The 25,210-nt window shown below is 36.8% G+C and carries 22 protein-coding genes; 10 read left to right on the top strand and 12 right to left on the bottom strand.

The features are described from left to right. Window positions 1-57: 57 nt before the first annotated feature. The 3 genes from E4O04_RS01070 (at window position 58) to E4O04_RS01080 (ending at window position 4,022) form a co-directional block, all read left to right on the top strand. Entirely contained in the window at window positions 58-2,172 is a 2,115-nt protein-coding gene (locus E4O04_RS01070) for a methyl-accepting chemotaxis protein (RefSeq protein WP_253686253.1), read from the top strand. Between the two features lie 72 nt (window positions 2,173-2,244). Then, entirely contained in the window at window positions 2,245-3,012 is a 768-nt protein-coding gene (locus E4O04_RS01075) for an alpha/beta hydrolase (RefSeq protein ID WP_253686251.1), read from the top strand. Between the two features lie 110 nt (window positions 3,013-3,122). Further along, window positions 3,123-4,022 (top strand): adenosine deaminase, encoded by a 900-nt coding sequence (locus E4O04_RS01080; RefSeq protein WP_253686250.1) that lies wholly within the window; start codon window positions 3,123-3,125, stop codon window positions 4,020-4,022. A gap of 1 nt (window position 4,023) precedes the next feature. On the opposite strand, the gene E4O04_RS01085 is transcribed toward E4O04_RS01080, so the two are convergent. The 7 genes from E4O04_RS01085 to E4O04_RS01115 form a co-directional block, all read right to left on the bottom strand. Continuing rightward, a complete protein-coding gene (locus E4O04_RS01085; protein WP_253686248.1) occupies window positions 4,024-4,812 on the bottom strand; it encodes a sulfite exporter TauE/SafE family protein in 789 nt (262 codons plus the stop codon). Window positions 4,813-4,844: 32 nt separating this feature from the next. Then, the gene (locus E4O04_RS01090; protein WP_253686246.1) at window positions 4,845-5,732 is read right to left on the bottom strand and encodes a DMT family transporter; all 888 of its coding nucleotides are present in this window, start codon (window positions 5,730-5,732) and stop codon (window positions 4,845-4,847) included. 26 nt (window positions 5,733-5,758) lie between these two features. Beyond that, on the bottom strand, window positions 5,759-6,319 hold the full coding sequence (gene fic, locus E4O04_RS01095; protein WP_253686244.1) for a protein adenylyltransferase Fic: 561 nt from the start codon (window positions 6,317-6,319) through the stop codon (window positions 5,759-5,761). Next, window positions 6,312-7,337: a virulence RhuM family protein gene (locus E4O04_RS01100; RefSeq protein ID WP_253686242.1), complete on the bottom strand. Its 1,026-nt coding sequence runs from the start codon at window positions 7,335-7,337 to the stop codon at window positions 6,312-6,314. The genes fic and E4O04_RS01100 overlap by 8 nt, the downstream gene beginning before the upstream one ends. Before the next feature lie 13 nt (window positions 7,338-7,350). Further along, window positions 7,351-8,115: a prolyl oligopeptidase family serine peptidase gene (locus E4O04_RS01105; protein ID WP_253686240.1), complete on the bottom strand. Its 765-nt coding sequence runs from the start codon at window positions 8,113-8,115 to the stop codon at window positions 7,351-7,353. Window positions 8,116-8,134: 19 nt separating this feature from the next. Next, window positions 8,135-10,150, bottom strand: a complete 2,016-nt coding sequence (locus tag E4O04_RS01110) for a helicase (protein ID WP_253686238.1) — start codon at window positions 10,148-10,150, stop codon at window positions 8,135-8,137. Between the two features lie 103 nt (window positions 10,151-10,253). After that, entirely contained in the window at window positions 10,254-11,393 is a 1,140-nt protein-coding gene (locus tag E4O04_RS01115) for a vWA domain-containing protein (protein ID WP_253686236.1), read from the bottom strand. A 109-nt stretch (window positions 11,394-11,502) separates the two neighbouring features. Here E4O04_RS01115 and E4O04_RS01120 point away from each other — a divergent pair, with 109 nt between their 5' ends. Continuing rightward, window positions 11,503-11,709 (top strand): type II toxin-antitoxin system VapB family antitoxin, encoded by a 207-nt coding sequence (locus tag E4O04_RS01120; protein WP_253686234.1) that lies wholly within the window; start codon window positions 11,503-11,505, stop codon window positions 11,707-11,709. After that, on the top strand, window positions 11,694-12,683 hold the full coding sequence (locus tag E4O04_RS01125; RefSeq protein WP_253686232.1) for an asparaginase: 990 nt from the start codon (window positions 11,694-11,696) through the stop codon (window positions 12,681-12,683). Before E4O04_RS01120 ends, E4O04_RS01125 begins: the two co-directional genes overlap by 16 nt. Window positions 12,684-12,737: 54 nt before the next feature. Here the strand turns inward: E4O04_RS01125 and E4O04_RS01130 are convergent, their stop codons facing one another. Genes E4O04_RS01130 through E4O04_RS01140 form a run of 3 tightly spaced genes read right to left on the bottom strand, consistent with a single transcriptional unit; the run spans window position 12,738 to window position 16,575 of the window. Beyond that, the gene (locus E4O04_RS01130) at window positions 12,738-14,519 is read right to left on the bottom strand and encodes a leucine-rich repeat protein (protein WP_253709153.1); all 1,782 of its coding nucleotides are present in this window, start codon (window positions 14,517-14,519) and stop codon (window positions 12,738-12,740) included. A gap of 26 nt (window positions 14,520-14,545) precedes the next feature. Beyond that, window positions 14,546-16,162 (bottom strand): ATP-binding cassette domain-containing protein, encoded by a 1,617-nt coding sequence (locus E4O04_RS01135; RefSeq protein ID WP_253709156.1) that lies wholly within the window; start codon window positions 16,160-16,162, stop codon window positions 14,546-14,548. A gap of 2 nt (window positions 16,163-16,164) precedes the next feature. Further along, window positions 16,165-16,575 (bottom strand): hypothetical protein, encoded by a 411-nt coding sequence (locus tag E4O04_RS01140; protein WP_253686226.1) that lies wholly within the window; start codon window positions 16,573-16,575, stop codon window positions 16,165-16,167. 61 nt (window positions 16,576-16,636) lie between these two features. Between E4O04_RS01140 and rsmI the strand changes: the two genes are divergently transcribed. Together rsmI and E4O04_RS01150 are read left to right on the top strand one after the other, a co-directional pair. Further along, window positions 16,637-17,308 carry a 16S rRNA (cytidine(1402)-2'-O)-methyltransferase gene (gene rsmI, locus E4O04_RS01145; RefSeq protein ID WP_253686224.1) on the top strand — a complete coding sequence of 224 codons (672 nt, stop codon included), beginning with the start codon at window positions 16,637-16,639 and terminating at the stop codon, window positions 17,306-17,308. Window positions 17,309-17,381: 73 nt separating this feature from the next. After that, window positions 17,382-17,660 (top strand): flagellar biosynthesis anti-sigma factor FlgM, encoded by a 279-nt coding sequence (locus E4O04_RS01150; RefSeq protein WP_371921980.1) that lies wholly within the window; start codon window positions 17,382-17,384, stop codon window positions 17,658-17,660. Window positions 17,661-17,806: 146 nt separating this feature from the next. Here E4O04_RS01150 and E4O04_RS01155 read toward each other — a convergent pair whose 3' ends face one another. Further along, window positions 17,807-18,829, bottom strand: coding sequence for a hypothetical protein (locus E4O04_RS01155; RefSeq protein WP_253686220.1), 1,023 nt, complete (start codon window positions 18,827-18,829; stop codon window positions 17,807-17,809). 129 nt (window positions 18,830-18,958) lie between these two features. Here E4O04_RS01155 and gltX point away from each other — a divergent pair, with 129 nt between their 5' ends. Together gltX and E4O04_RS01165 are read left to right on the top strand one after the other, a co-directional pair. Beyond that, window positions 18,959-20,479 carry a glutamate--tRNA ligase gene (gene gltX, locus E4O04_RS01160; protein WP_253709159.1) on the top strand — a complete coding sequence of 507 codons (1,521 nt, stop codon included), beginning with the start codon at window positions 18,959-18,961 and terminating at the stop codon, window positions 20,477-20,479. Window positions 20,480-20,766: 287 nt separating this feature from the next. Then, window positions 20,767-21,831, top strand: coding sequence for an adenylate/guanylate cyclase domain-containing protein (locus E4O04_RS01165; RefSeq protein WP_253709161.1), 1,065 nt, complete (start codon window positions 20,767-20,769; stop codon window positions 21,829-21,831). Between the two features lie 14 nt (window positions 21,832-21,845). Here the strand turns inward: E4O04_RS01165 and E4O04_RS01170 are convergent, their stop codons facing one another. Continuing rightward, on the bottom strand, window positions 21,846-23,639 hold the full coding sequence (locus tag E4O04_RS01170) for a leucine-rich repeat domain-containing protein (RefSeq protein WP_253709163.1): 1,794 nt from the start codon (window positions 23,637-23,639) through the stop codon (window positions 21,846-21,848). Between the two features lie 185 nt (window positions 23,640-23,824). On the opposite strand from E4O04_RS01170, the gene E4O04_RS01175 reads away from it, so the two are divergent. Then, a complete protein-coding gene (locus E4O04_RS01175; protein ID WP_253709164.1) occupies window positions 23,825-25,180 on the top strand; it encodes a GntP family permease in 1,356 nt (451 codons plus the stop codon). Window positions 25,181-25,210 lie beyond the last annotated feature (30 nt).

Genomic DNA, 25,210 nt, shown 5'->3' on the forward strand with positions numbered 1-25,210 from the left:
ATATTACTTCTTATGTTATACTAGAATAGTATATGTAAAATAGGGAGAATATAGAATATGGAAAAAAGTAAGGTAAAAAAAACGGCACGCAGAAGTCTTGTTTTTAAAATTTCTACAGTAGTATGTTGTGTTTTTATTTTTTCTGCAGGACTTATTGGAACTATCATTTTTCAGCAATTTGCTAACATAATTCTGGGAGATATAAAAACAAGTCTTTCGTCACGCATAGATAATGAGGCAAATATAATTTACGGTAGGATTTTTTCAAAGATGGAAACTAAATCTATTGATTACGCCTTACTGATTACTAATTTAGGCTTTCAAGATCCGGAAAACCTCAAAAAGATAAGCAGCATAACTATGGGGTCCGATAAAAACATCGTAGGAGGAGGCTTTTGGCTTGAACCATATGTTATAGAAGGAGAAAAATTTTACGGTCCCTATTGGTACACCGAAAATAATACTGTAAAAATGACTTGGGAATACAGTAACGAAAAAAACGACTACCGGAAATTCGTTTGGTACAAAAATGACGGTATTGCTCAAAAGAAAAACGTTGTTTGGAGCGAACTTTATAATGATGAGGTTACCGGAGTACCAATGATAACAGCGACATCTCCCATTGTTTCAGGAGCAAAGAAATTAGGCGTAGTCACTATAGACCTTGGGCTTGAACCTTTAAGCCGTTACTTTGGAAGTCTAGCCTTTGAAGATATAAAAAATTACTCTTTATCTTTAGTAAACAATAAAGGATTTTGTTTAAATAACAAAAATAAAGATTTAATCGGTCAAAAAATTTTTGACTTTGAAATAGAGGCTAGGAAACAGCTGATAGAAGACAGCAAAAAAATAATATTTATTTCACCTATAGAAGACACCGGCATTTATATCTCACTTGAAGTAACAAAGGCAGTCATATTTAAGAGCTTTTATAAACTGCTTACAGTAAATATTTTACTTGCCGTTTTTTTTGTACTTGTTTTGATTTTTTTAGTCATATTTTTTATGAGAAATATTCTTATAAAACCTCTTTTTAAAATTGTTCAAGCCCTTAAACAAATAACGTCCGGAGATTTAACCGTAAGACTTCCTATAAAATCAAATGATGAGATAGGAGAGCTGTCAGCATACTTTAACAACGCAATGGAACAGATAGGGAATGCTATAAAATCCTTTGAAAAAAATACCGAAATCATGAATATGGTAGGAGATGAACTTGCAAAAAATATGACTGAAACGGCAAGTGAAATAAACCAAATCAGCTCAAGAATTGAAGGAGTAAAACAGCAAGCCCTGATACAAGCATCAAGTGTGGATAATACATCAAAAACAGTAGACAGTATAATAGACAGAATCAAAAGTCAAAATGGCAGTATTGAAATTCAGGCGGCAAGTGTTTCAGAATCATCATCTGCAATAGAAGAGATGACCTCAAATATAAGCTCAATCACTCAAACTATTGAAAAAACCGATGATATGATAGGCGAGCTTGCAAATGCAACGGCAGACGGCAAAAAGAACGTTGCAAGTTCAAATGCTATAACGCAGCAAATAGCTGAAGAATCAGGCAGTCTTTTAGAAGCTTCAAGTGTAATTCAGCACATTGCAAGTCAGACGAATCTTCTAGCCATGAATGCAGCTATTGAAGCGGCTCATGCAGGAGAAGCAGGAAAGGGATTTGCTGTAGTAGCCGACGAAATAAGAAAACTGGCAGAAGAATCGGCAGCTCAGGCCAAAGCCATTACCTTCACATTAAAAAATTTAAGCTCCGAAATCGATACCCTTTCAGATTCTGCAAAATCGGCTGAGGAACAATTCAACTTTATATTTAACCTTTCTGATAAAGTAAAAAATATGAGTACCGATCTTACAGATGCCATGAAGGAGCAAGAAAACGGCAGTAGGGAAGTTCTACTTGCAATCCAAGAAATCAGAACGGTAACCACAAAAGTAATAGAAGGATCCGGTGAAATGCTAAAAGGAGGAACAGCTGTATCGGGAGAAATGGGAAAACTTAATAATTTAACCGATCTTATAACCGACAGCATGAATGAAATGGCTGCAGGTGCAGTGCATATAAACAATACAATACAGGAAATAAACCAAATCACTCAGAAAAATAAAAAAAGCATTGAAGCCCTATCTGAAGAGGTTAAAAAATTTAAGGTGTAATACCTAGTTTATTTGTAAAAAAAGATATATAATGTTAAGATACTCTTATATTTTTTATTAAGGAGATTTTACGTGTTTTTTGACAATTATCCTATAAAACTTTCAGATACAACGAAACCCTTTTTTTTAAAAGGACTAAAAACCGCGCCGGCTATTTTGCTGATTCATGGTTACACGGGCTCTCCCAGAGAGATGATTTGGCTGGGACGCCAGTTAAATGAAGCAGGCTACAATGTCTATATCCCCCGCCTGCCAGGACACGGAACCAAAAAAGACGATTTTTTAAGTACATCTTGGAAAGACTGGCTCCGCAAGGTTTGTGACGAATATATTGACCTTTGTGCAATGTATGAAAGAGTTTTTGTCGGAGGTCTTTCTATGGGCGGAGTACTGGCATCTTTAATAGCAGCGCGTTTTAATCCGGAAAAAATATTTTTATGTGCACCTGCCTTTATAGCAACGGATAACAGGATAAAATTGACACCTTTTTTAAAATTTTTTGTCAAAAAGATAGAAACCGTAAAAAAAACTTATGAGAACGATCCTGAATACGGAAGATCAATGACGGACTATAATGGTGTAGAATACTTAGCAAAAACGGCGGATCTTTATAAATTACAAAAATTAGCCTTAAAAAACATGGTTTTTATAAGATCTCAAAGCCTTACAATCTTATCAAAGGCCGATAAATTAGTCCCTTTTAAGGTAAAAGATCTAATAGATAAGAATTTAAGAACTCAAAACGAGTATCTAATACTTGAAAAAAGCAGTCATATAGTTACAAACGATATTGAAAAAGAACTTGTAGCAAAAAAAATAATAGAATTTCTAAAGGATTAAACTTTTTAATAAAATTTACCGATAATATTGCCGGATTATAGTATATTTAGTATGACTTTTTTAAAAAAGAGTGATATACTTATACTTATAGGTTTTACAAGGAAGTTTTAATGAGAGATTTTGATTACTATAAAAAGCAGCCCAAAGCTGATACTCATAATCATCTGAATTTAAGTATGAAGTATTCCGACTATAAAAAATGGGCAGGGTTTGACATTCCCAATTTTCCTCGCAAAATGAACGGTCTTGATGAGATGCATGAAATCATCGGACAATATACTCGCCCTGCATGTACTACAGCGCAACACGTTATAGATTTAATAGAAATGTCCATACTGAGTGCAATAGAAGACAATGTTGTTCACATAGAAGGCTCAATTGATATAGGTTTTATAAGACAATTTAAAGGTGATTTGGACGGTTTTTTAACCGGAATAAATAATATTGTAAAAAAATATAAAAGTAAGATTAACATTGTTCCCGAATTGGGAATATCAAAAACTATAGATCAAATTTTTTTAAAGCAATGGGTAGAACCTATGATGTCATCAAAGGTATTTAAAAACATAGACCTTTATGGCCCTGAAGTTTCGGAAGGCATTGAACAGTGCGTATATATATTTAGATTGGCCGAAAAATACGGATTAAAAAAGAAGGCCCATGTAGGCGAATTTTCAGATGCAGCTTCAGTCAAGTATTTTGTTGAAATGTTTGATTTAGATGAGGTTCAGCATGGTATAGGAGCAGCCCAAAGCGACAAGGTGCTGCAGTTTTTAGCAGATAGAAAGGTCCGTTGCAATGTTTGCCCCCAAAGCAATGTAATGCTGGGAGCGGTCAAAGACCTAAAATCTCATCCATTACGTAAAATGATGGATGCAGGTGTACCGATAAGCATAGGAACCGATGATATTCTCTTTTTTGGGAAAACAAACAGCGAGCAGTTTTATGACCTCGTAAGCGAAAAAATTATAACCGAAAAAGAAGCCGACAAGCTGATGGCAATTAGATAATCTAAAATAATCCTAGTATCATTTCGCCGAAGACGTCATAAAATAATTTTGCAAACAATAAAATTATAACCACAATCATAAGAGGCCTTATAAAGGCAGCCCCTTTCTTTAAAGCAAATCCGGCACCTAAGTAATTACCGATAATACCGCAAACTGCAGCAGGAACAGAAAGCGAAAAAACAACCTTATTATTCAGCAAAGCGGCAGTCAAAGAAGCATAGTTTGAAGCTAAGTTTAAAAGCTTGGCATTTCCCGAGGCTGTTTTTAGGTCGTATTTCATCCATGCGGAATAAGCTATAATTGCGATTGTACCGGTACCGGGCCCTATAAGTCCGTCATAAAAACCTACACAAGCACCTATTAAGCCTGCCAAAACATAAGCCTTTTTTTGAGGAATTTCCTTGGATTTGTTTTCGTTGCCGAAATTTCTTTTTATCAAAAGAACAGCCGCTATCACGGGAAATATTAAAATCAGGGCAGTTTTTAAGACCGCTTGGTCTATTCTGAGCGCAATTTTCATTCCTATATAAGAAGCCCCAAAAGAAAAAACTGCCGAAACCAGAGCTACACGCCATTCAAGAGCCCCGTGCTTAAAAAAACGGAAGGTTGAAAGAGTTGTCCCGCAGGCTGCCGAAAATTTATTGCAGCCTATGGCTGTATGAGCCGGAAGGCCCACAAAAAAATAGGCCGGGAGCGAAATAAGACCGCCGCCGCCGGCAGCCGAATCTACAAAGCCAGCAAGAAAAACGCAAAAGCACAAAAAAATCATTGCCTGTAACGATAAATACATAAAAACCCCTTATACTATTTTTTCGGTAAACATCAATTTGCACCTAAATGCTTTTTTACCTTATCTTCATGGTGTAAGAACATAAAAAGAGCAACTGCAAATATTATAGCAAATCCTAAAAAACTCCACCGGTCGGGAAGCTCTCCCAAAAAAGCGAAGCCGAAAAGTGCAGAAAAAACTATTTGAGTATAATCATAAACCGAAATTGAACCTGCAGGAGCATGGGCATAGGCAGCAGTAACACAAAACTGTCCGCCCGTTCCTACAAGACCTGCAAGCAAGAGGGTGATAGTTTGTAAAAGAGTCATCGGACGATAAAATATTATAAATACGGGAAGAAGGATCAATATCGAGCAAAACGAAAAGAAAAAAACTATAGTTGCGCCTTTTTCTTTTTTTATTGAAAGATAGCGTACGCAGGTATAAGCTGCCCCGGCCATCATTCCCCCGAAGGCCCCTATAAGGGCTGCAATAACATGACTCTTATCTGCAAAGGCAGGTTTTATGATAAGAAGGCTAGCCGAAAAAGCCGTTATAACTGCAAGAATTTGATAAAGCTTTATTTTTTCCTTTAAAAAAAGGAACGAAAAAAGGATGGCAAAAAAAGGCGCCAGTTTTGCAAGAATAGAAGCATCGGCGAGAAGCATATTCTCTATCGCATAAAAATTCCCGACAATCCCCATAGTGCCGAAAATTGCCCTCATAAAAAAGAAGGGCAGATTTTTTTTATCCAAATGAAATTTTTCTTTTGACCGTATAAGTACTGCAAAAGACACAAGAGCCGCTATTAGATTTCTAAAAAAAGCCTTTTGCATCGAAGGCAGATCCCCTGCAAGCTTTGCCAACAAATTCATCGATGCAAAGCAAAGCGCCGAAAGAATTAAAAACATAATACCCTTTTGTTTTGATGTTAATTTCATTTTTTTTCAACTCCTACTAAATTCTTTTACACATCCCCTATATCGTATCTGCTCATACCCTCATATTCATAAGAGGCCTGTATGCCCCTCATATAAACTTCCCTGTTCTGAATATCATCGGTTAGGGCTGTTTTCAATAAAAACTTGAGTTCCAGACTGTTTACCGGAGAGCGTTCCATCGCACTTAAATAAGAAAACTTGTCTATCTTTGACCAATCAACACACTTTCCTAAGCGTTGTTTTAAAAGAATATCCAGCCATATCCTCATGCTCCTTCCGTTGCCCTCTCTAAAAGGATGAGCAACATTCATTTCGATATATTTATCCAAAATCTCATCAAAGGCCTCGTCCTTCATCTTATCGATTATTTTAAGATTTTCAGTCAAAAATAAAATTGGAGCAAAGCGGAAGTTTCCCTTTGAAATATTTACCTTTCTAACTTCTCCTGCAAAATCAAACACATCTTGAAACAGGTATCTATGTATTTCTTGCAAACCCTTAAAGGTTCCAACTTCAATATTTTCAATTAAATTTTTATCCCAAAGTTCGAGAGCCCTGATCTTTGTCAGCTTTTCTTCATCATTCATAGTTTGTTTCCTTTAAAATTTTTTTTAGCTCCCGATCAAAATCCGATTCTATTTTTTGTGTTTTATTGAATATATCATATTCGGATTCGGCTTTTTCTTTTGCCTTGGCATATGAAACTTTTCCCTTATTTTGAAGAATGTCATATCGGCGGAAGGCTAAAAATTCATTAACACTTTGAGAAAATTCCTGCATGGTAAAGGTATTTTCTCTTTCTATGATATCCTCGATATAATCAAAATATCCGGTAATAGCCCGTTCAAGTCTTTTTATCGATTTTTCATCAAGATAGTTTTTTGCGATGCTGACATCCGATTTTAAAATACGACCATTCGGAGAATTCTTCCATGTCATAAGCCCCATGTTTTCTTTTTTACTGTCTGCACTCTCGTATACAATTTCAGCGGCAGTTTTTCCGCTTATGGCATAATGAAATTTATTTTGCACCATAGCATAAAAATCTTTTGTAATATGATTGTCTTTATCATAATCTATAGAACATTCGGCAAAAATATCAGTTATCTGCTGCCATATACGCCTTTCACTTGCACGGATTGAGCGGACTCGCTCCAATAATTCTCTAAAATAGTCCTTGCCGAAAAGGGTTTTACCCTGTTTTAATCTTTCATCATCAAGGGCAAAGCCCTTTATCATGTACTCTTTTAAAACCCCTGTCGCCCAAATACGGAATTTTGTTGCCTTTTGAGAATTCACACGGTAGCCCACCGAGATGATTGCATCTAAATTATAAAACTTCGTATCCTTCGTTTGTGTTTTTCCGGGAATAGCACCATGGTCAGTGGTTATTTCCAAAATGGAAACAACCACTTTTTCATTAAGCTCTCCCTCATCAAAGATGTTTTTTAAATGCTTGGATACGGCAGGTACTCCTATACCAAAAAGTTCTGCCATGGCTTTTTGGGTGAGCCAAATGGTTTCATCTTTTACAACCACATTAACCGATACGTTTTCCTCTTTTGAGGTGTACATCAAAAACGAAAGCTCCTTTAAATCATTCATCCTTCAAACCTCCTTATAGATTTTCACTTAACCATAAAACGGTCTCGTCGAGCATTTGAATACTTATATAATGATCCATTCTTTCGACACTCATAAGCCTTAATAAATCTTTATTATTATAAAGCGGAAGGGTTGAGTCGTAAAATTGTTTTTGGATTTTGTAAGAAACCAGGGAGTCCTTTATTCCGTGTAAAAGAAAAAGAGGCCGATCTATGAGTTTGTCGATGTTTTGTGCGGGATCAGCTTTTTTTGTTGCCTCATCAAATTCGATATGGCCTTCATCATATTCTTTTTCGATTTGAAGGATTGCATTTTGCCAATCGCAGGCACCGTTAAAAACGACCGCAGTTTTAATGCTCGGATTATGGGTAAAGATTCCTGCTGTAGTAAAACCGCCCATAGAATGTCCCGAAACTGCAAGGCGTTTTTCATCTGCATTAAAATTTTTTATGGCATAGTTTTTTATTATGGGAAACTCGGCAAGGTTTTGCATAATGACAGGCAAAAAAAACTCGTTTAAGGCCTCATCATAATCTTCAAACTTATTTCTTTCACCGTGATGGACAGCATCCGGTAAGATTACTTGATATCCCAAGGTAGAAAAAACATAGCCAATCAGCTTTTGCTTATTTTTTTCTGAAGACCAGCCGTGATAATAAAATAAGGTAGGAAAAGGCGGAAGAAATCCGCTCATCTTTGCAGGATAAAAACGCAAACAGGGTATACCTTCTATTTCGACCCTCTCTTCGATTATATTTTGATTTTTGTATTTTCCCATAACTCCTCCCTCAGTACGGTCATTCCGAAAAAATAGAATTGTGAATCAGTTTTATTTTTGAAATATGAGCAATAGAAATTTTCAACCTATCTTTAGGATTATCACACACAATGGTAAGAACTGCATCTTTTTCTTCTTTTAAAATTTCCTCGGGAACTCCGCTTATTTTTTCCGGACCCTTTTCTGTGTTCAACTCTATTTCAAGGATGTGTTTACCTAGGATTGCCTGCTCCGCTATTTTTTGTTTTCCCAAAAAATCAAGCCCGGATGCTTCCTTTTTTGTAAACTTAAAAACTCCGTCTTTAAGCTGCTCCTCCGTAATTATAGCTTTACGGTTTATCCTGCCGCTTACAATTTTGGTATCTTCCTTTGCTAACTGTAAATCTTTTAGTATTGCACTTAATTGCGATAAGGTCTTTGAATATTTATCTTCCCTTTCTTTTTGATGTTTTACCCAATCAAGTTTTTTTGTGTAATCCTTTTTTTCTTTTTGAGAAAATAAATTAAGCCTTTGAAAATTTCTTACAGAAGGAGATTGGAGAGGTCTATTTTTATAAAAGATAAATTCCAAACCGCTTTTGTAAACGGCTTGTTCAAAATCTTTTAAATCTTGAACATTTAAAAGATAGACCCCCTCTGCTATTTTTTTATGGACAAGCTTTTTTAAAGGAGTATCGAGCTCAAAAAATTTTTCTTTTTCCTTAGCAACAGAAACTACAAAACCGCTGTATAATTCCAGTGAAGTAAAATTCTTATACCACTCGTTTATTGAAACTCTTATATTTTGAGGAATCTCATGCCCTGTTGCCTCCGATAAAATTTTATACACATTCTCGGAAGTAAATCCTAACTGAAAAATCTTCGAACATGCTTTTTTTGTAATTTCGAATTTTCCCGTCATTTGAATTAAGACCGGCTCCATACACTCCGCTGTATCTAAAAGGCTTTTTAAATTGCTGTCAGGTAAAACGGTAACCTCAAAAGATGGATCTATTAAAAGAGGCTTTTTAGGTTCAGTTACATTTTTTAAAAGCTCAGGATTCAAATAAATCAAATGCTTATCCCTGCATAAAAGACCGAAGGTTTCAGCAATCTCTATAAAATTTAAATGAAGGATGTCAATTTCATTTTTAATAAAGGATGAAGAAAAATTTTGCATACACAAAAGAAGAAAAAATTGTTCTACGTCATCTTCCTCATAATAGGCCCTATCATAAAACCCATTTAAAAATTCAAAAAGAATTAAAACAAGTTTTTGTAAATTTTCTTTTCTCGTTTTAAATAAAGAAGCAGCAGTAAAATATATCAACCGCTCAGGTTTGCTTATCTGAGAAAAAGCTTCCCATTTTGCCCTTTGAACTGTAAAGCCGTTTTCCGTTCTAAAAATAAGCCCTAGGGATTCACATGCCGAAAAAATGGAGTAAATACGTTTTGTCTTTTCCGAAAGCCACGGAAAAATTTCTTTGATTAAATCTTCATATCTTTTTTTAAAAGAACCGTCATTTTTTAAAACGGTTTCGTTATGAATACAAAAGGAATAAAGCCCGGCAAGGGCCGCATCGTTTATATTTATTTCTTTAGCTTTTACCTGCCCCGATTTTTCGGGCATAAAAAAAAGATTATTTAATAAAAAAGGTTCTATAGTTTTTTGTAAAAGAGGGTTAATCTTATAAACCTTATCGCCATCGCTGTTTTGAACACGGTACAATAGCAGACGTTCTTCCGAATTTAAAAGTTTTTCGGATAACTCGGCGTAGGATATTTTTTTTGAAAAAAACAAAGAGAGCATAGCCTGCGTAGGATTGGGAATTTCTTTTACGGCTTTTAAAATCAATATATCGTGAGAATCGAGACTTTCTGCAATTTTTTCTTGTATAGCGGGTTTTCGTAAAAAAGCACTCAGCTGTTCCGCAAGCCTTTGCTTATTAAAGGGAGTTTTGATTTTTCCCAAATAAAGCTGCATTAAATCAAAAAAATTATGGTCGGGCAATTTTACAAGGCTTTCCCGCCACTCGACAACATCTTTGGGATTCATCTTTTCCTCCTCTTACCGAAAATTTTTTAGCGAGGTAATATTTTATCACATAAGGGGAAAAAATAAAAGTAGGAGAAGGCTTAACTAATTGCCTAAAAAACCTCTAATACGATAAACTATGAGGCAGTATTATCGGGTAAATTTTTACGCCCTTATCGGCGGCGAGTTTATCTACATTTTCTTTTGTTACCTTTCCGCGGGGTCTGGGATGAGGAGGGGCATCGCCTATCAAAATTAACTTTTTATCCACATCGGCATCCAAAGCACGCCATGACTGACGAAGTCCCAAGAAGATGCCCTCATAGACAGCTTCGGGAATATCTCTTCCGCCGAAAACTTTAAAACCGTAAAGGGCTTTTTCAAACTTTTTTAAGTTATCCGTAAAAACGCAAGCCTCTCTCACCAAAAAATCTTCATGATAATCCTTGTACAAAATCAAAGCAATTCTATAAGTTTTATATTGAGGAAGAATGTCGCCAAGCATTGAGCTTATGTTTTTACGCACCTCTGCAATATCATCCATCATGCTTTCAGTGGAGTCTAACGCAAAGAGTAAATCAAGATGATCTTTATCTCCCTTTTTTAAAATTTCTTTTATAATTGGGAGAATATCCTCAGGGCCCTTTGCATAAATCATCTCTCCTTCAGTACTGTCGGCCAGGTCGGTAAAGGTTTTTACAGCCTCATCGCTGTAGGCAAGATCGGGGGGAGGATCTTCTTTGACGGGCTTTTGAGTTACTCTCAAAGTAAAGGGGTTATCCTGAAAAGTTCCCGTATAATCCCCATAAGGTTTTGAAAAGGTTCGGATATTAAAAAAGGTTCCATCCTTTACTTCGACCTCACCGCTGCGAGACCAATCATATCCGTAAAAAACTACATAGGGAATCCAAATATGATAGGCTTCACCCAGAGGGGTATTTATTTCGGGAGTCGAATCTATAAGGCTGTAAAGCTTTTTTTCGGGCAGTAAAAACTCGCCGTTTAAAAGGCGTTTTTCGTCTCCGTTTATTTCATTATAATTGGGATCACGGTAGGCATAATTATCCAACTTTAAATCGGGATCCTTTGTTGTCTCGGTTAAAAGTACACTTTTTATATCGGCCTTAGCTCTTATGTATAAATGATAACCGCCCTTGGGGTTTTGTATAACAAGCAAATCTTCCCTTGAAATGCTTAAGTCTTCAGCTTCAAGAAAAACAGAAAAAAAAACAATAACAATCAATAAAAACTTACTTTTTTGCATATACTAATTATCGGATTAAATTCTTATTTTTTAAATAGAAATTTTTATGCATAATAACCATTATTGACTATATGTATAAACTATAGTAAAATTATGCATGGAGGATAAGATGAGAACAACTATTGTATTAAATGATTCAAAAATTCAAAAAGCATTCGCATTGACAAAAATAAAAACCAAAACAGAGCTTATTGAAGTTGCTCTTGATAACTTAATAAAAAAGTATCAAATTCAAGACCTAAAAAACTATTTTGGCAAATGCAACTTAGACATAGATCTTGATAATTTAAGGATAAAAAGATGGAAATACTTTTAAAATCTTACAGGGGCAAAATTGAAGACCTTTACACATTCGGTTCAATAGCCGTAGTCGATAAGAACGGAAACATTGTGTTCTCGGCAGGAGATACCAAGGAAGTGTCTTTTCCGCGTTCAAGTGCAAAACTTTTTCAGGCGATGGTACCTCTTTCGCTTGGGGCTAAGGAAAAATTCAATTTAAGCCGCGAAGAAATAGCTCAAATCTGCGCCTCGCATTCGGGCGAGGATTTTCATATTAAAACCGTAACCGGAATACTAAACAAGATCGGTCTTGATGAAAGAGCCTTAAAGTGCGGCCCTCACTACCCTTTTAAACGTGAAGTAGAGTTGCAGATGAAGATAAATAACGAAAAACCCCGCGATATACACAATAATTGCAGCGGTAAGCATTCCGGTATGCTGACGGCTGCCGTATTGATGAAGGCTTCCACTGAGGATTATTACAAGCCGCATCACCCCGTTCAACAAAAAATAAGGGAAATGATAGAACTAATCTGTGATTGCAAAATTCCGGGTGATAACATCTCGGTTGACGGCTGCGGTGTTCCCGTCCACTCCCTGCCCCTTTACAATTTTGCATTCGGAATGGCAAGAATGGCCGACTACGAAAACCTTCCTCAAAATTTGTCTAGCCATGCAAAAGACATCATAGAGTCCATAACAGCCTGTTCCGAATACACTTCCGGCACGGATAGAATCGACCACCTCCTGGTCAAAAAATACCCGGGCAAACTCGTCGTAAAATCCGGAGCAAACGGATACTTCGGCGGCCTTTTACCCGATAAAAAATACGGAATAGCAATCAAAGTCTATGACGGAATTTCAAAGACAAGAGATATCGTTTTGGTTCACTTGTTAAAAAAACTCGGAGTAATCGCTGAGTCTGATTACGAATATTTCGACAACATTGCCGATAAAAGCATTAAAAACCATCGGGGAGAAACAGCCGGAGAGGTTGTGCCTCAGTTTTAAATTTCTTATAAGCAATCTTGCAAAATCAATATGGTTTTCTTCTATGCCTGAAAATTAGCTGGCATCAGCACTGTCTTTGAGCAGTTTTTCTACCTTTTCGTTCGGTATCTTAAACCTTACATTAGGTGACACATCTTTAAAGGCCTGAGGTCCGATAGAGGTAAGACTTGAGGGAAGCCTTACTTCATTTAATACGTTACAATACAAAAAAGCCCCTTCACCGATTTCGGTAAGACTTGTACATAAAGATAAGTCTATCTTTGTTAAGTTTATGCAGTAGAAAAAAGCCCATGCACTGATTTGGGTAAGATTTTTACATGCAGATAAGTCTATCGTTGTTAAACCCTCACATCTGTTAAAAGCACAATTTCTGATCTGTGTAATACTTACCGGTAATCTGACTTTCGTTAAACCGGTACAATCGTAAAAAGCCCATTCAGCGATTTCGGTAACTGTATCAGGTATAGAAACTTGCGTGATACTTTCGGCTGCACATATAAGTTTTTTCATGTCCTTTGTGTATATAACATTATCTTTGCTAAAATAAGCAGGATTTGCAGGGTCAACTGTCAGTGTATGTAAATTTTTACAGCCTATAAAAGCATTCTGATAGATTTCCGTAATCGTATCAGGTACCAAAACTCTTGTAACCCCTCCTGCTGTAAAAATAAGTTTTTTCATATCTTTTGTGTATATGATATTATCCTTGCTCGAATAAACCGAATTTGCAGGGTCGACTGTCAGCTTACGTAAGTTACTGCAGCCGTTAAAAGCAAACCCACCTATGCTGATAAGACTTTTAGGGAAGTGAACTTCAGTTAAACCCTTACAGAACAGAAAAGCCCAGCCGCCGATTTTGGTAAGGCTTTCAGGGAAGCAGACTTCAGTTAAGCCGGTACAGCCGGAAAAAGCCCAGTCACCAATTTCCGTAAGACTTCCAGGGAAGCAGACTTCAGTTAAACCGGTACATTCTCGAAAAGCATTTGCGCTTACCTTTTTAACTGTGGCAGGCAGAACGAGTTTTCCTTTTAGCTTTGTTTTATCGGTAACTCCGGTAAGAGTACCGTCTTTATCGATAATCAGCAGGGGATTGCGGTTTTTCTTTATCAGATCTTCTAATTCCTTAAGTCTTGCTTGAGCCTCAGCCAGTCCCTGCTCCGCTGCTTTACCAAACCATTCGGCAGCTTTCTTATAATCTTTTTTTACCCCTATTCCCTCATAATAAAGCCAGCCAAGATTAAACTGTCCTTCGGCATCTCCCTGTTCCGCTGCTTTGCGGTGCCAGTAGACTGCTTTCTCATCATTTTGCCGAACCCCGACACCCTTGTGGTGCATCCAGCCGAGTTTATTCGCTGCCTTTGCCAGCCCTTGGTCCGCTGCTTTTAGGTACCATTCTGCGGCTTTTTCGGCGTTTTTTGCAAGACCTAAGCCGTCAAAGTACATATTTCCAAGATTAAACTGTGCCTCAGCAAGTTTCTGTTCTGCAGCCTTTCCATACCAGTAAACGGCTTGTTCATAACTCTGCTCTACACCCAGACCTTCCTTATGCATAAAGCCGAGATTATTCTGTGCCTCGGCAAATCCCTGTTCAGCAGCTTTATTATACCAATAGACAGCTTGTTCATAACTTTGCTCTACACCCCGGCCTTCCTTATACATGAAGCCAAGGTCGTACTGAGCCCCGGCATGTCCTTTTTCGGCCTCCCGGCGCAGTACCTGTGCTTCATAAGTTTCTTCTGCTATGAGAGGACTTACAAATAACAACGGCAGCATACATATGGCTGTCATAATAAAAACTTTTATAAGGGCTAATACTTTTTTCTTTATTTGCTTCATTATGGATACTCCAATTCTATCTTTAATTATATTTTATTTGCTAAAAATTTCAATGGTTTTATTTCGGTATTCTCGATTTTTAAAAGGCGGTTATAGTTTAAGCCGCCTAATTTTTCTGCTTCGTGTGTTGTTACAATTAAGATTTTAGGATTTAAACCGTTTATTATTTTTATCATATTCTCGGTATTTTCTGCATCCAGTCCCGAAAAAGGTTCATCAAGTAAAACTATTTTTTCACTTAAATTTCTTATAAGCAACCTTGCAAAATCAATACGGCGTTCTTCTCCGCCTGAAAATTTCTTTTGATTTTCAAGCTTTGTGCTTAAATAGGCTATATTAAGTTTTTTTATTGCATCTTCGGCAGCAGTATTTTTTGACTTATCAAACAATGTAATATTCTCTATTAATCCTGCATCAAAAATATGAGTTTTTTGCTCCAGCATAAAAACATAACTTGAAAGGTTAATATCCGTTTCTTGTAAAACTCCGTCTATATAAAGTTTACCCGTATTTTTTTCAAATCCTGCCAAAACATTAAGTAAGGTACTTTTGCCGGAACCGCTTAGCCCTGTTACAAGAATTCTATCTCCTATCCGTAAGGCTAAATTTTCCACGTTCAAACATTCTTTATCTTCTTTAACAATTACACAATCCTTAATTTGTACTTCTTTAAAATCTTTTAACCTATGAAGTTCCTCTTTTTCTTGCAGAACCGAATTTATAGTTTTTTCGATGGCTTTAGAAGACATTATACCGGCATATCTTTCGCCTATAATTTGAAAAGGTCCCGCTATCGATTCGGCAATTTTGGTAAGGGCTATCAAACCGGAAAAGGTCAACAGCCCGGCCCTTATAAAAAAGGCTCCGGAAACCCATGTTAAAAGAATAATTAAAAGCCCTGCCCCGAATGCTGATGACATAATAAGATTTTCACGCTTTGCAAGTTTTATTTCGGCTTGGGTATAATCATAATTTGCATTCCCGGAATATTTTGTTCCGGCTTCTTCCGCTCCATACATTTTAATTGTTCTAAAACCGTTCAATACATCGCTTAATTTTTTTATAAAAAACGAACGGGCGTCCGATTTATTTTTTTGTAAGCCTTCAAGTTTATTTTGTGTCAGCTTAGGAAACAAAACAGGAAAAACACAGATGAGCAAAATTACGGGTAAAAAAATCGGCTGAATGTATAAAACCGACAAGAACGAAAAAACCAAATTAAGAACCTGATATAGACAGGATAAAAGAGCATCAAAATAGTTTTGCTCCAAACTTAAAACATCGTTTAATAATAATGATTGATAATCGGAATAAGATTTTTTTTCTTTATGAAGAACGCTTTTATTTAAAAGACTTAAAATAATGTCATTTTTTAGCAGGTAGGAAATATTTTTACAAAATTTAACACGAGAATAATGAGCTAAAAAATCAGATAAAACGGCCGCAAAAATATAAACCGCAGTGCAGACTGCAAGAAAAATCATTTTATTCAGTTCGTAGTTGAGAACCGAATCGGCAATAAGTTTTAATAGAAAAGCCGTACCGACATTAAATAAATAAGCCGCTGCAGCTAAAATAATTACCAAAAAAAATGATAACTTATTTTTAAAAAAATATTTTGATGCAAAGGCGTTTTTTTTCATTTTTAACTCATAAAGCGGCAGTTAGAGCAGCCCAGTATGTGGACCCGTTTTTTCCCCTTTCTACGGTCAAAATACCTTGCAATAAGGTGGGCTTCATTCGGAACGGTTTTATGGCAGACAGGACACTGACGATGCACTTCATTTTCACAGCTGGGATAACAATGCGGACAGCCGTAGATATAACATAAGCGGTCATCTTCACCGGGATAAACAGCAGACTTTACTTGTTCTCCTCGAGCTAAAACAGTACCGCAGACAGGGCAGACGCCGGGAGCACCTTTTTCTCCTGTTTGTCTAATCTTCTTTCCGCTTGCATGCTTTGCAGATGCGCTAAAAAGAACATAGGCGAATACAATTAAGAAAAGACCTATAAAAACTAATATCATCCATGATAAAGGCTGTAAATCCGTCATAAATACATCATACACCTTTTTTTCTATTGATTCAATACTAAAACTATGATATAATGACTAAGTGGGAATTTTATTTGTTGTTGCCACTCCTATAGGCAATCTAAAAGACATCAGTTTTAGAGCTTTGGAGACTTTTAAAGAAGCCGATTTTATAGCCTGTGAGGACACAAGGCACACCTTGGGCCTTTTAACTCATTATGAAATCTCAAAGCCTCTAATTTCATGCAGGGCGGTAAATGAAGCGGCAGCCTCCGAAAAAATTGTAAAACTTTTAGATGAAGGAAAAAAGATCGCCTATGCAAGCGATGCAGGAACCCCGGCAATCAGCGACCCGGGCTCTATTTTAGTAAGGATGGCGAGGGAGGCAGGGCACACAATAATTCCGATTCCGGGAGCTTCAGCCTTTGGAGCTATCATGAGTATAGCAGGAACATACGACAAAACAGTAGTTTTTGAAGGTTTTTTGTCGCCCAAGGCCGGAAAACGCAAGCGGAGGCTGCAGGAGCTTTTTGACTTCGGGGCAGGTTTTGTTTTATACGAATCACCCTATAGAATTGTAAAGCTCTTGGCCGATATTGCCGAAATAGATAGTAACCGTGAGCTTATTGTGGGGAGGGAGCTTACAAAACTCCATGAAGAAATTATCAAGGGGCCGGCAGTTGAAGTTTTACAAAACTTTGAAAAAAGGCCGTCGATAAAGGGGGAGTTTTCGGTTTTTGTTACAGGAAAATAGACTTTTGTAAAAATAAAACCTTAACTTTTGATTAAGATTAACCGATAATCGGTTAGGAAGGCAGGAAAACATGATGATAGAAAAATTGGGCGGAATTGATCCGATCAAGAATTTACAAAACACTCAAAAACCCAGAAGAATGGAAAAGGTAGAAATTTCCGATTCGGTACAAGTGTCTCCTGAGGCTCAAAAATTATCGGAAATTTATTTTGCAATGGATGCGGTAAAGGCTGCCCCGGACATCCGAAAAGAAAAAATAGAAGAAGTTACCAGAAAATTTCAAGATCCTTCATATATAGACAGTATTTTGGATCAAACAGCAGATAAAATTTTAGACTCTTTAGGATTTTAGTTAAAATAATTTATTGATAAAGGCATGGATGACCATGCTAAGCCGGCATCATGGTTTCAATATCATCTTTAAAACAAAAAAGGCTGTATCTCTTTGTGAGCTTACAGCCTTTTTTATTTAATTTTCTTAATTTTTGACAGCTTTTTTTATTGATACATTATCAGATATGGACGAGGATTTAAATTAAAGACCTCTTCAGGGCTCATCATAGGCTGGTCATAACCTGCACCGGCAACAGTCGGTTTTGAAAAAAGCTTAAACGACTTAAGCGGAATGTTTTTTGCCAGAGCATTATAGGCATAAGAGTCCTTCTTTAATTGTGGAGAGCCGAAGCCGTCTGCACAGTGGATAAGCTGAACTCTTTCATAATCGCTTCTTACATTAGCTCTTTTTTTAATCATTATAGAATTAAACTGATGAATTACAAGCATCCTTCTGCCTGTAATATTATTTTCCTTTATGTATTTATCCATCATCTCTTGGGCCTTATTTATCTCATCACCTGTAACGGAACCGATAACCTTCATCGGCTGCGTTGTACGCCACTCAGGATCCAAGGCAAGATGAACGTTTGGGTACTTCAAAAAGGGTAAGATTGTATTCATAGCCTGTTCTACCGTATATTTCCCGATTTGGTGGTCAATAAATACATACCAGCCCCTTTCGGCAGCAAATTCTATATATTTTTTTACGGTGGATAAGCGTAAAAGGCCGATCTCGCCTTCAGGCCAGCATGTTCCGTAAATTAAATAAAAAGCAGGTATAATTCCTCTTTCCTTATTTGCTTCGTCATAGGTTGCAGCAAATTCATTCATAATCGGCTCAATGGCTTCGGGGGTATATCGGCCTAAAATTCCCATTGTGTATGCCCCGGGTTTTCCATATAGGGCAAAAATATCGTTATTTAATAAAACAGATTGCAGTTTTGATTCGTCAAATTTAAGAGAAGCTTCCATTTCTTCTTTTGTTTTTACCGTATGAATGACGGCTTCTTGGTTGATTGGGGCATTTTTTACCCACAAGGCTGCAGGAAACAATGGATCCCACTTAGGGGGCATCGAAGCAGCCGGAATATTTTGCTTTATATCTCCGGATTCGGAAAAAACGGCTGAAACACAAAATAAAAAAAACACTAACCTAACGGCAAATTTAATAAGAGAAGTCTTCATTAATACCTCTTATCGGCTTAAAAAAAATAAGCTTTAATTCAAGCCTTGCACCTAAGCCTAAAAAAATGTATAATGAGTCCCTTAATAAACTTGACATTATCTATAACAGTTTTAGGAGGTTTTGTAACTATGCAAGTTAAAGTCAGATATGCTCCCTCTCCTACAGGCTTTCAGCACATAGGCGGAGTCCGTACAGCCTTGTTCAATTATCTTTTTGCCCGCTCAAAGGGCGGAAAATTCGTTTTACGTATTGAAGATACCGATAGAACAAGATACAGCGAGGAATATGAACAGAACCTTTATGATACCCTTGAATGGCTCGGCCTTGAATGGGATGAAGGCGGCCCAAAGGGCGGCCCCTGCGCTCCATATATTCAGTCGCAAAGATTTGAAATCTACCGCAAATATGCCCAAGAACTTGTAGATAAGGGCTTTGCCTACTATTGCTTTTGCGATTCGGAAAGGCTCGACAGAATCCGTAAAATCCAAACCATGAACAAGATGCCTCCGGGCTACGATAGGGCTTGCCGCAATTTAACCGATGAAGAAATTAAGGCTAAAATGGAAGAAGGGGTTCCCTATGTTATCCGCCTAAAGGTTCCGCTTGAAGGCAGCACAAAATTTACCGATGCCCTCTTAGGGGACATTGAATGGAAAAATGAAGACATAAACCCCGACCAAATCCTTTTGAAAAGCGACGGGTTTCCCACCTATCACTTAGCAAACATAGTGGATGACCACCTGATGGGCATAACCCATGTTATGCGTGCCCAAGAATGGCTTCCTTCAACCCCCATGCACGTGATTATGTACAAGGCCTTCGGCTGGGAACCGCCTCAGTTCTGCCACCTGCCCATGGTTATGGGAAACGACGGGCAAAAGCTTTCAAAGCGTCACGGAGCTACAAGCTGTAACGAATTTAGGAATAGGGGCTATTTAAAAGAGGCTATTATCAACTACGTAGCTATGCTCGGATGCTCTTACGAAGATGGAAGGGATATGTACAGCCTTTCAGACTTAGAAAAACTCTTCGATGTAAAACACTTGAACAAGGCCCCGGCCGTATTCGATTATAAAAAACTGGAATGGTTTAACGGCCAGTACATGAGGGAAAAAACCGATGAAGAGCTTTTTGAGCTTACATGGCCCTATATTGCAAATTCAGGCCTTTTCGGAAAAATAGACGAAGAGAAATTAAAAAGTGCCGGCTGCCGCTTTGAAAATCAAACCTATTTAAAGCCGACTCAAGAGCAAAAAGATATTTTAATGAAAGTAATGCCTTTAGTAAAAGAAAGACTTCACCTTTTAAGCGAAATAACCGAAATGGTACGCTTCCTATTTGAAGAACCGGCTGTTCCTCCGGCAGAAGAAATAATCCCCAAAAAGCTCGATGACGAAACAACTAAAAAGGTACTTCAAAAAGCCATAGAAGTAATGCCTAAAATCAAAGGTCTTGACGACCACCAGGGCGGTGAAGTCTTTAGAGCAGAAGCTGATGCTATGGGTATTAAGATGGGAGACTTTATGATGCCTGTCAGAATGACAGTTACCGGCAGCAGAATAAGCCCGCCCCTTGTAGGTTCAATCCAAATATTGGGAATCGAAAAAGCCGTTAAGCGAATAGAAAAAGCTATCGCTGAACGCTTTTAAATTTTAAGATATTAAAAGGCTAATCTTTTATAATGAAGTAAAATTCTAAAAAAGATTAGCCTTTATTTTTTATACTAAACATGTAACGGTTTTATTCTCTTTATGTTAAATTTTTGGAGTTATGATAAACATTTCGGCAGAAATTCAGCCTCACTGTTTATCTTCGAGTTTTGTGCAAAGCACAAAACATCGTATTATTTTGTGTAGTTTTGCAAAAGCAAAACTACTTGAAAAAACTTTTTTCGCAAATTGATATTTGCTGCAAAAAGTTTTTATCGGAGTTAATTATGAATTTAAATTTACACTACGAGCAAAATCAAGAAGCTGCGGATAAAATTGCAGATTCATTATCGGCTTTTAAGGAAGAAAAGTTATTTCATATTGATGTCTACGGCCTTGCAGAAAGTCTAAAACTAAATAAAGACACGGCCTTAAATATTTTTATTCAAGGCGTATATGACGGTTTTTTTATTATAGACTGGATTTATCACTGCCCGACCTGCGGAGGCGTTGCCCATGAAACGCTCTCAATACATGAAGCTGTTTCGGAAAACTACTGCTTTGCTTGTCAAAAAGCCTTTAACAACACATTAGACGACAATATTGAAGTTTTCTTCTCCATTCATCCGAATATAATACCCTTGGAACCTTCATTAAAGGAAGCCTATCTTGCAAAAATAGAAAACGACGTAAATACCGGAAATTACCTCACATGGAAAAAGACCAATTCCATAAAGGGAATCGATTTAATTCAAAACAACCTTTACAGAGAACTCATGGGGTCGGATGTTTTGATAGCCGAACAGTCCCTTCAAATAATGAAAACGGTAATCCTGTTTACAGATATTAAAGGTTCGACCTTTATGTATTCGGAATTAGGAGATGCAAAGGCCTTTGCCCTTGTCAGGGATCACTTTAGAATTCTATTTGACGTAATAAAAAGATTTAATGGTGTTCCTGTAAAAACAATAGGCGATGCGATTATGGGTGTTTTTATGAATTCTAAAAATGCAGTCGATGCAAGCATTGAGGTACAAAAAGAATTGCACGAGCACTATAAAAACAATCCCGAAATTGAAAAGATTGAAGTAAAAATAGGTATCCATGAAGGCCCCGCTCTGGTCGTTACCTTGAATAACCGCTTGGACTACTTCGGCACAAGCGTCAACATGGCTGCCCGCATTCAAAACGCAGCGCAACCTAATGAAGTGGTAATTTCAGAAGAGCTTTTTAACGACAAAGAAATACAAAAATCCATAGCTGCCGTTACAAACAAGGTCCAGCGCCAGCACATAACTTTTAAGGGAATGAAAGAAGAAGCGACTATTTATCATATAAAGGTTGAAGGCTAAGATTTATAAAATTCTTAATGGCCATCAAACGCATCGCCGGTGGATTTTAATACATTCCAATTTTTTTTCTTTGCATTGTTAACCTGAATAATAGTACAGATATTATTATCTGTACTATTATCACGCCGATCAACAACATATAGCTTTCCCATATCATCACTTGAACGGGAGGGCAAAGAGAATATCAGTCTTTCCATCTCTTTTTCTTTTATCAGATTATTGTAGCAGGATATGTATTTTATACTTTTATTATTTAGAAAACTAAGACCTATAAGTAAGTTATTATAACACCATAACTTTTGCAACTTTGAATTATTTCGTAAATTCAAAAATTGCAACCGGTTATCGTTTACAGACAAAAACACCAACTCCGGATTTTTTGTAAGATCCAGATTACCGATTTCATTTTCATGACAATATAAAGTATTTAATTTTATATTGTTAGATGTATTAAGAGCTTTTAATTTATTATTTTCACAATATAATTCTTTTAATTTTCTATTGCTGCTTATATTCAATTCTGTCAACATATTCGTTTTACAGCCAAGCTCTGTAAGATTTAAATTTTGCGTTATATCCAAAGATGTAAGCCGGTTTTCGGATAAATAAAGATACTCAAGGTTTTTAAGATTGGAGCAATTTATTTGAGATATATTGTTTTCATTGCAAGACAATGTTATCAACTTACTATTTTTTGATACATCCAGTTCACTTATATTTGTATTGGAACAATAACATTCTTGCAATTCAGGAAGATTAGTAATATCCAAAGAATTTAGCGGATTCCCGTAACAAGATAATATTTCAAGTGTTTCATGTCTATCTAAAGATAAAGAAGATAGATTATTTTTATAACAATAAAACTCTCTAAGTCTTAAATTTTTGCTTATATCCAATTCGGATAATAAATTATCACCGGCTCCAAGAAAACTTATATTAACATTTTTCGACAAGTCGAGATTTTCAAGCTTATTATTACCGCACCATAATTTCTTTAAAAGAGGACTTGAGCTGATATCTATAGAAGTAAGAGCATTACCTGAACAAGCGAGAAATTTTAAATCTCTGCAATTGTCTGTATTCAAATATGTCAGCTCATTGTCATGACAATATAATGTTGTAAGAGAGGTATTTTTGGACACGTCGAGAGAGTCTAATTTGTTATTTTGCAGTTCTAAATGTACTAATCCTGTGATATGCGAAACATCCAGTTCCGTAATTTGATTTTCATAACAAAAAATTTTTTTCAAATCGAAATTTTGGCCAAGGTCTATATCGGTTAAACGATTTTTAAAACAAGACAAATATACAAGATTTCTGTTATTTGTAAGCTGCAAGTCTGTAAGATTGTTGTCAAAACATGAAAGACTTGTTAATGAGGGATTATTACCCAAATCAATGCTTGTGATACGGTTTCCATCACAAAAAAATCTATTTATTTTACCGTATATAGTTATAATATCACTATCAATAACATAATCACGATAAGCGGACATACCGGGAGTAACAAATGAAGTTATATCTTCTTTTTCATCTATTTGTTTATTTCCGTTTAAATCAATCCATATAAGTTCACGATTATCGACAAATCTTTCAACTTTGAGTCGTATTTTTTCTCCCTTTGATTTTGCTGTAGTCAAACTTATAGATTCCATATTCGGTAAATTGATCGATGCTTCTTCTTTATCGTTTTTGTTATCGGCAGTTTTTATATCTTGCTCTTTTTCCGGCTTATTATCCGAACAAGCTGCAGCAAAAAGAATAAAACTTATAAAAATTATAGTCTTCTTTAGTTTTTTAATATCCATAAAACAAAACCTCTCATTAAAATTATCAAATACGCTAAGGCTATGATGACTTTTTTTCAAAATGATGTCAAGGGTCAACCAAGTTGAAAGCTAGAAGAAAAATAATAATCTCTTTTAAATTTGCATTCCAAACATTTATATGATATAATTTTTCTTGCATTTATGTAAATGCTTAGGAGGTTTATATGCAAGGTATAGCACTTATTATCACATTTGTTATTGCTATTGCTCTTATGATTTTCGCTATTTCAAAGCTGAAAATTCATCCCTTTTTATCGATTATGGGCGTTTCGCTTCTTTTGGCTCTGGCTGCAGGAATCCCCTTGGTAAAGATTCCCGGCATAATCGGAGCCGGCTTTAGCGGAACCTTTACAAGTATCGGTATTGTTATTATTCTTGGAGCCCTAATCGGAACAATCCTTGAAAAAACAGGAGCAGCCTTAAAGCTTTCCGACATGGTTATTAAAGTTGTAGGCAAAAAGCATCCTGAGCTTGCCATGCTTATCATGGGTTGGATAGTTTCAATCCCCGTATTTTGCGACAGCGGCTTTGTTATTCTAAACCCGATAAGAAAAGCCCTTGTACAAAGAACAAGGATTTCAAGCGTTGCCATGACCGTGGCCTTATCGGCAGGTTTGTATATTTCCCACGTATTTATTCCGCCTACACCGGGGCCGATTGCAGCCGCAAATACTCTAGGCATAGGAAACAATCTGCTTTTAGTAATCGGTATGGGAGCCTTGGCTTCTATCTTCCCCCTCATTGCAGGTTATTTTTTTGCAAGATATATAGGAACTAAGGTAAAGGCCTCGGATGACAGTTCTACAAATGAAGTTTCTCAATCCTATGAAGAATTGGTTGCAAGTTACGGAACCCTTCCGAACGGTTTTAGCGCCATAGCACCTATTGTTGTGCCCATTCTCCTCATGGCTCTTTCTTCGGTTGCTTCTATGGCAAAGATGACCGGTATAGGTGCCGATATTTTAAAATTTCTCGGCGCTCCGATTATAGCCTTAGCAGTCGGACTTCTATTCGGAGTTGTGCTCTTTGCAAGTCAAAAAAGAGCAGAGGATTTTTCTACCCTCACAAATGAAACCTTAAAGGTTGTAGGTCCCATCCTCTTTGTAACTGCTGCAGGCGGTGTTTTAGGAAAGGTTATAGCCGCTTCCAGTCTTGTAACTTATATTACCGAACACGCTGCAGTTTTAAAGACAGTAGGCATCTTCTTCCCCTTCCTCTTGGCTGCTATTTTAAAGTCGGCACAAGGCTCTTCGACTGTTGCAATTACAACTACAGCCGGTATCCTTGCTCCCCTTATGGCTCCCTTAGGGCTTGCGACTGTACCTCTATCGGCCTTAACCGTTATGGCAATAGGAGCCGGATCGATGACCGTTTCCCATGCAAATGACAGTTATTTCTGGGTAGTTACCAACTTCGGCGGTTTAAAGGCGGAGGACGGATACAAGACTCAAACTCTTATGACCCTTGTAATCGGTATTGCCGCGATTATAGGCATATTTATCATATCCTTCTTTTTATAATAAAGGATATTTAATTAAAAAGAGGTTAAT

Source organism: Treponema sp. OMZ 799 (genome assembly GCF_024181365.1).
Taxonomy (GTDB): domain Bacteria; phylum Spirochaetota; class Spirochaetia; order Treponematales; family Treponemataceae; genus Treponema_B.

What these genes read in the sequence shown, in the direction of transcription:
- gltX (WP_253709159.1), top strand. Translation starts at nt 18,959, where the DNA reads ATGCAAGTTAAAGTCAGATATGCTCCCTCTCCTACAGGCTTTCAGCAC.
- E4O04_RS01140 (WP_253686226.1), bottom strand. Translation starts at nt 16,575, where the DNA reads ATGACGGATTTACAGCCTTTATCATGGATGATATTAGTTTTTATAGGT.
- E4O04_RS01100 (WP_253686242.1), bottom strand. Translation starts at nt 7,337, where the DNA reads ATGAATGATTTAAAGGAGCTTTCGTTTTTGATGTACACCTCAAAAGAG.
- E4O04_RS01155 (WP_253686220.1), bottom strand. Translation starts at nt 18,829, where the DNA reads ATGAAGACTTCTCTTATTAAATTTGCCGTTAGGTTAGTGTTTTTTTTA.
- E4O04_RS01070 (WP_253686253.1), top strand. Translation starts at nt 58, where the DNA reads ATGGAAAAAAGTAAGGTAAAAAAAACGGCACGCAGAAGTCTTGTTTTT.
- E4O04_RS01080 (WP_253686250.1), top strand. Translation starts at nt 3,123, where the DNA reads ATGAGAGATTTTGATTACTATAAAAAGCAGCCCAAAGCTGATACTCAT.
- E4O04_RS01120 (WP_253686234.1), top strand. Translation starts at nt 11,503, where the DNA reads ATGAGAACAACTATTGTATTAAATGATTCAAAAATTCAAAAAGCATTC.
- E4O04_RS01125 (WP_253686232.1), top strand. Translation starts at nt 11,694, where the DNA reads ATGGAAATACTTTTAAAATCTTACAGGGGCAAAATTGAAGACCTTTAC.
- fic (WP_253686244.1), bottom strand. Translation starts at nt 6,319, where the DNA reads ATGAATGATGAAGAAAAGCTGACAAAGATCAGGGCTCTCGAACTTTGG.
- E4O04_RS01090 (WP_253686246.1), bottom strand. Translation starts at nt 5,732, where the DNA reads ATGAAATTAACATCAAAACAAAAGGGTATTATGTTTTTAATTCTTTCG.
- E4O04_RS01170 (WP_253709163.1), bottom strand. Translation starts at nt 23,639, where the DNA reads ATGGATATTAAAAAACTAAAGAAGACTATAATTTTTATAAGTTTTATT.
- E4O04_RS01135 (WP_253709156.1), bottom strand. Translation starts at nt 16,162, where the DNA reads ATGAAAAAAAACGCCTTTGCATCAAAATATTTTTTTAAAAATAAGTTA.
- E4O04_RS01105 (WP_253686240.1), bottom strand. Translation starts at nt 8,115, where the DNA reads ATGGGAAAATACAAAAATCAAAATATAATCGAAGAGAGGGTCGAAATA.
- E4O04_RS01130 (WP_253709153.1), bottom strand. Translation starts at nt 14,519, where the DNA reads ATGAAGCAAATAAAGAAAAAAGTATTAGCCCTTATAAAAGTTTTTATT.
- E4O04_RS01165 (WP_253709161.1), top strand. Translation starts at nt 20,767, where the DNA reads ATGAATTTAAATTTACACTACGAGCAAAATCAAGAAGCTGCGGATAAA.
- E4O04_RS01150 (WP_371921980.1), top strand. Translation starts at nt 17,382, where the DNA reads ATGATAGAAAAATTGGGCGGAATTGATCCGATCAAGAATTTACAAAAC.
- E4O04_RS01115 (WP_253686236.1), bottom strand. Translation starts at nt 11,393, where the DNA reads ATGCAAAAAAGTAAGTTTTTATTGATTGTTATTGTTTTTTTTTCTGTT.
- E4O04_RS01110 (WP_253686238.1), bottom strand. Translation starts at nt 10,150, where the DNA reads ATGAATCCCAAAGATGTTGTCGAGTGGCGGGAAAGCCTTGTAAAATTG.
- E4O04_RS01175 (WP_253709164.1), top strand. Translation starts at nt 23,825, where the DNA reads ATGCAAGGTATAGCACTTATTATCACATTTGTTATTGCTATTGCTCTT.
- E4O04_RS01085 (WP_253686248.1), bottom strand. Translation starts at nt 4,812, where the DNA reads ATGTATTTATCGTTACAGGCAATGATTTTTTTGTGCTTTTGCGTTTTT.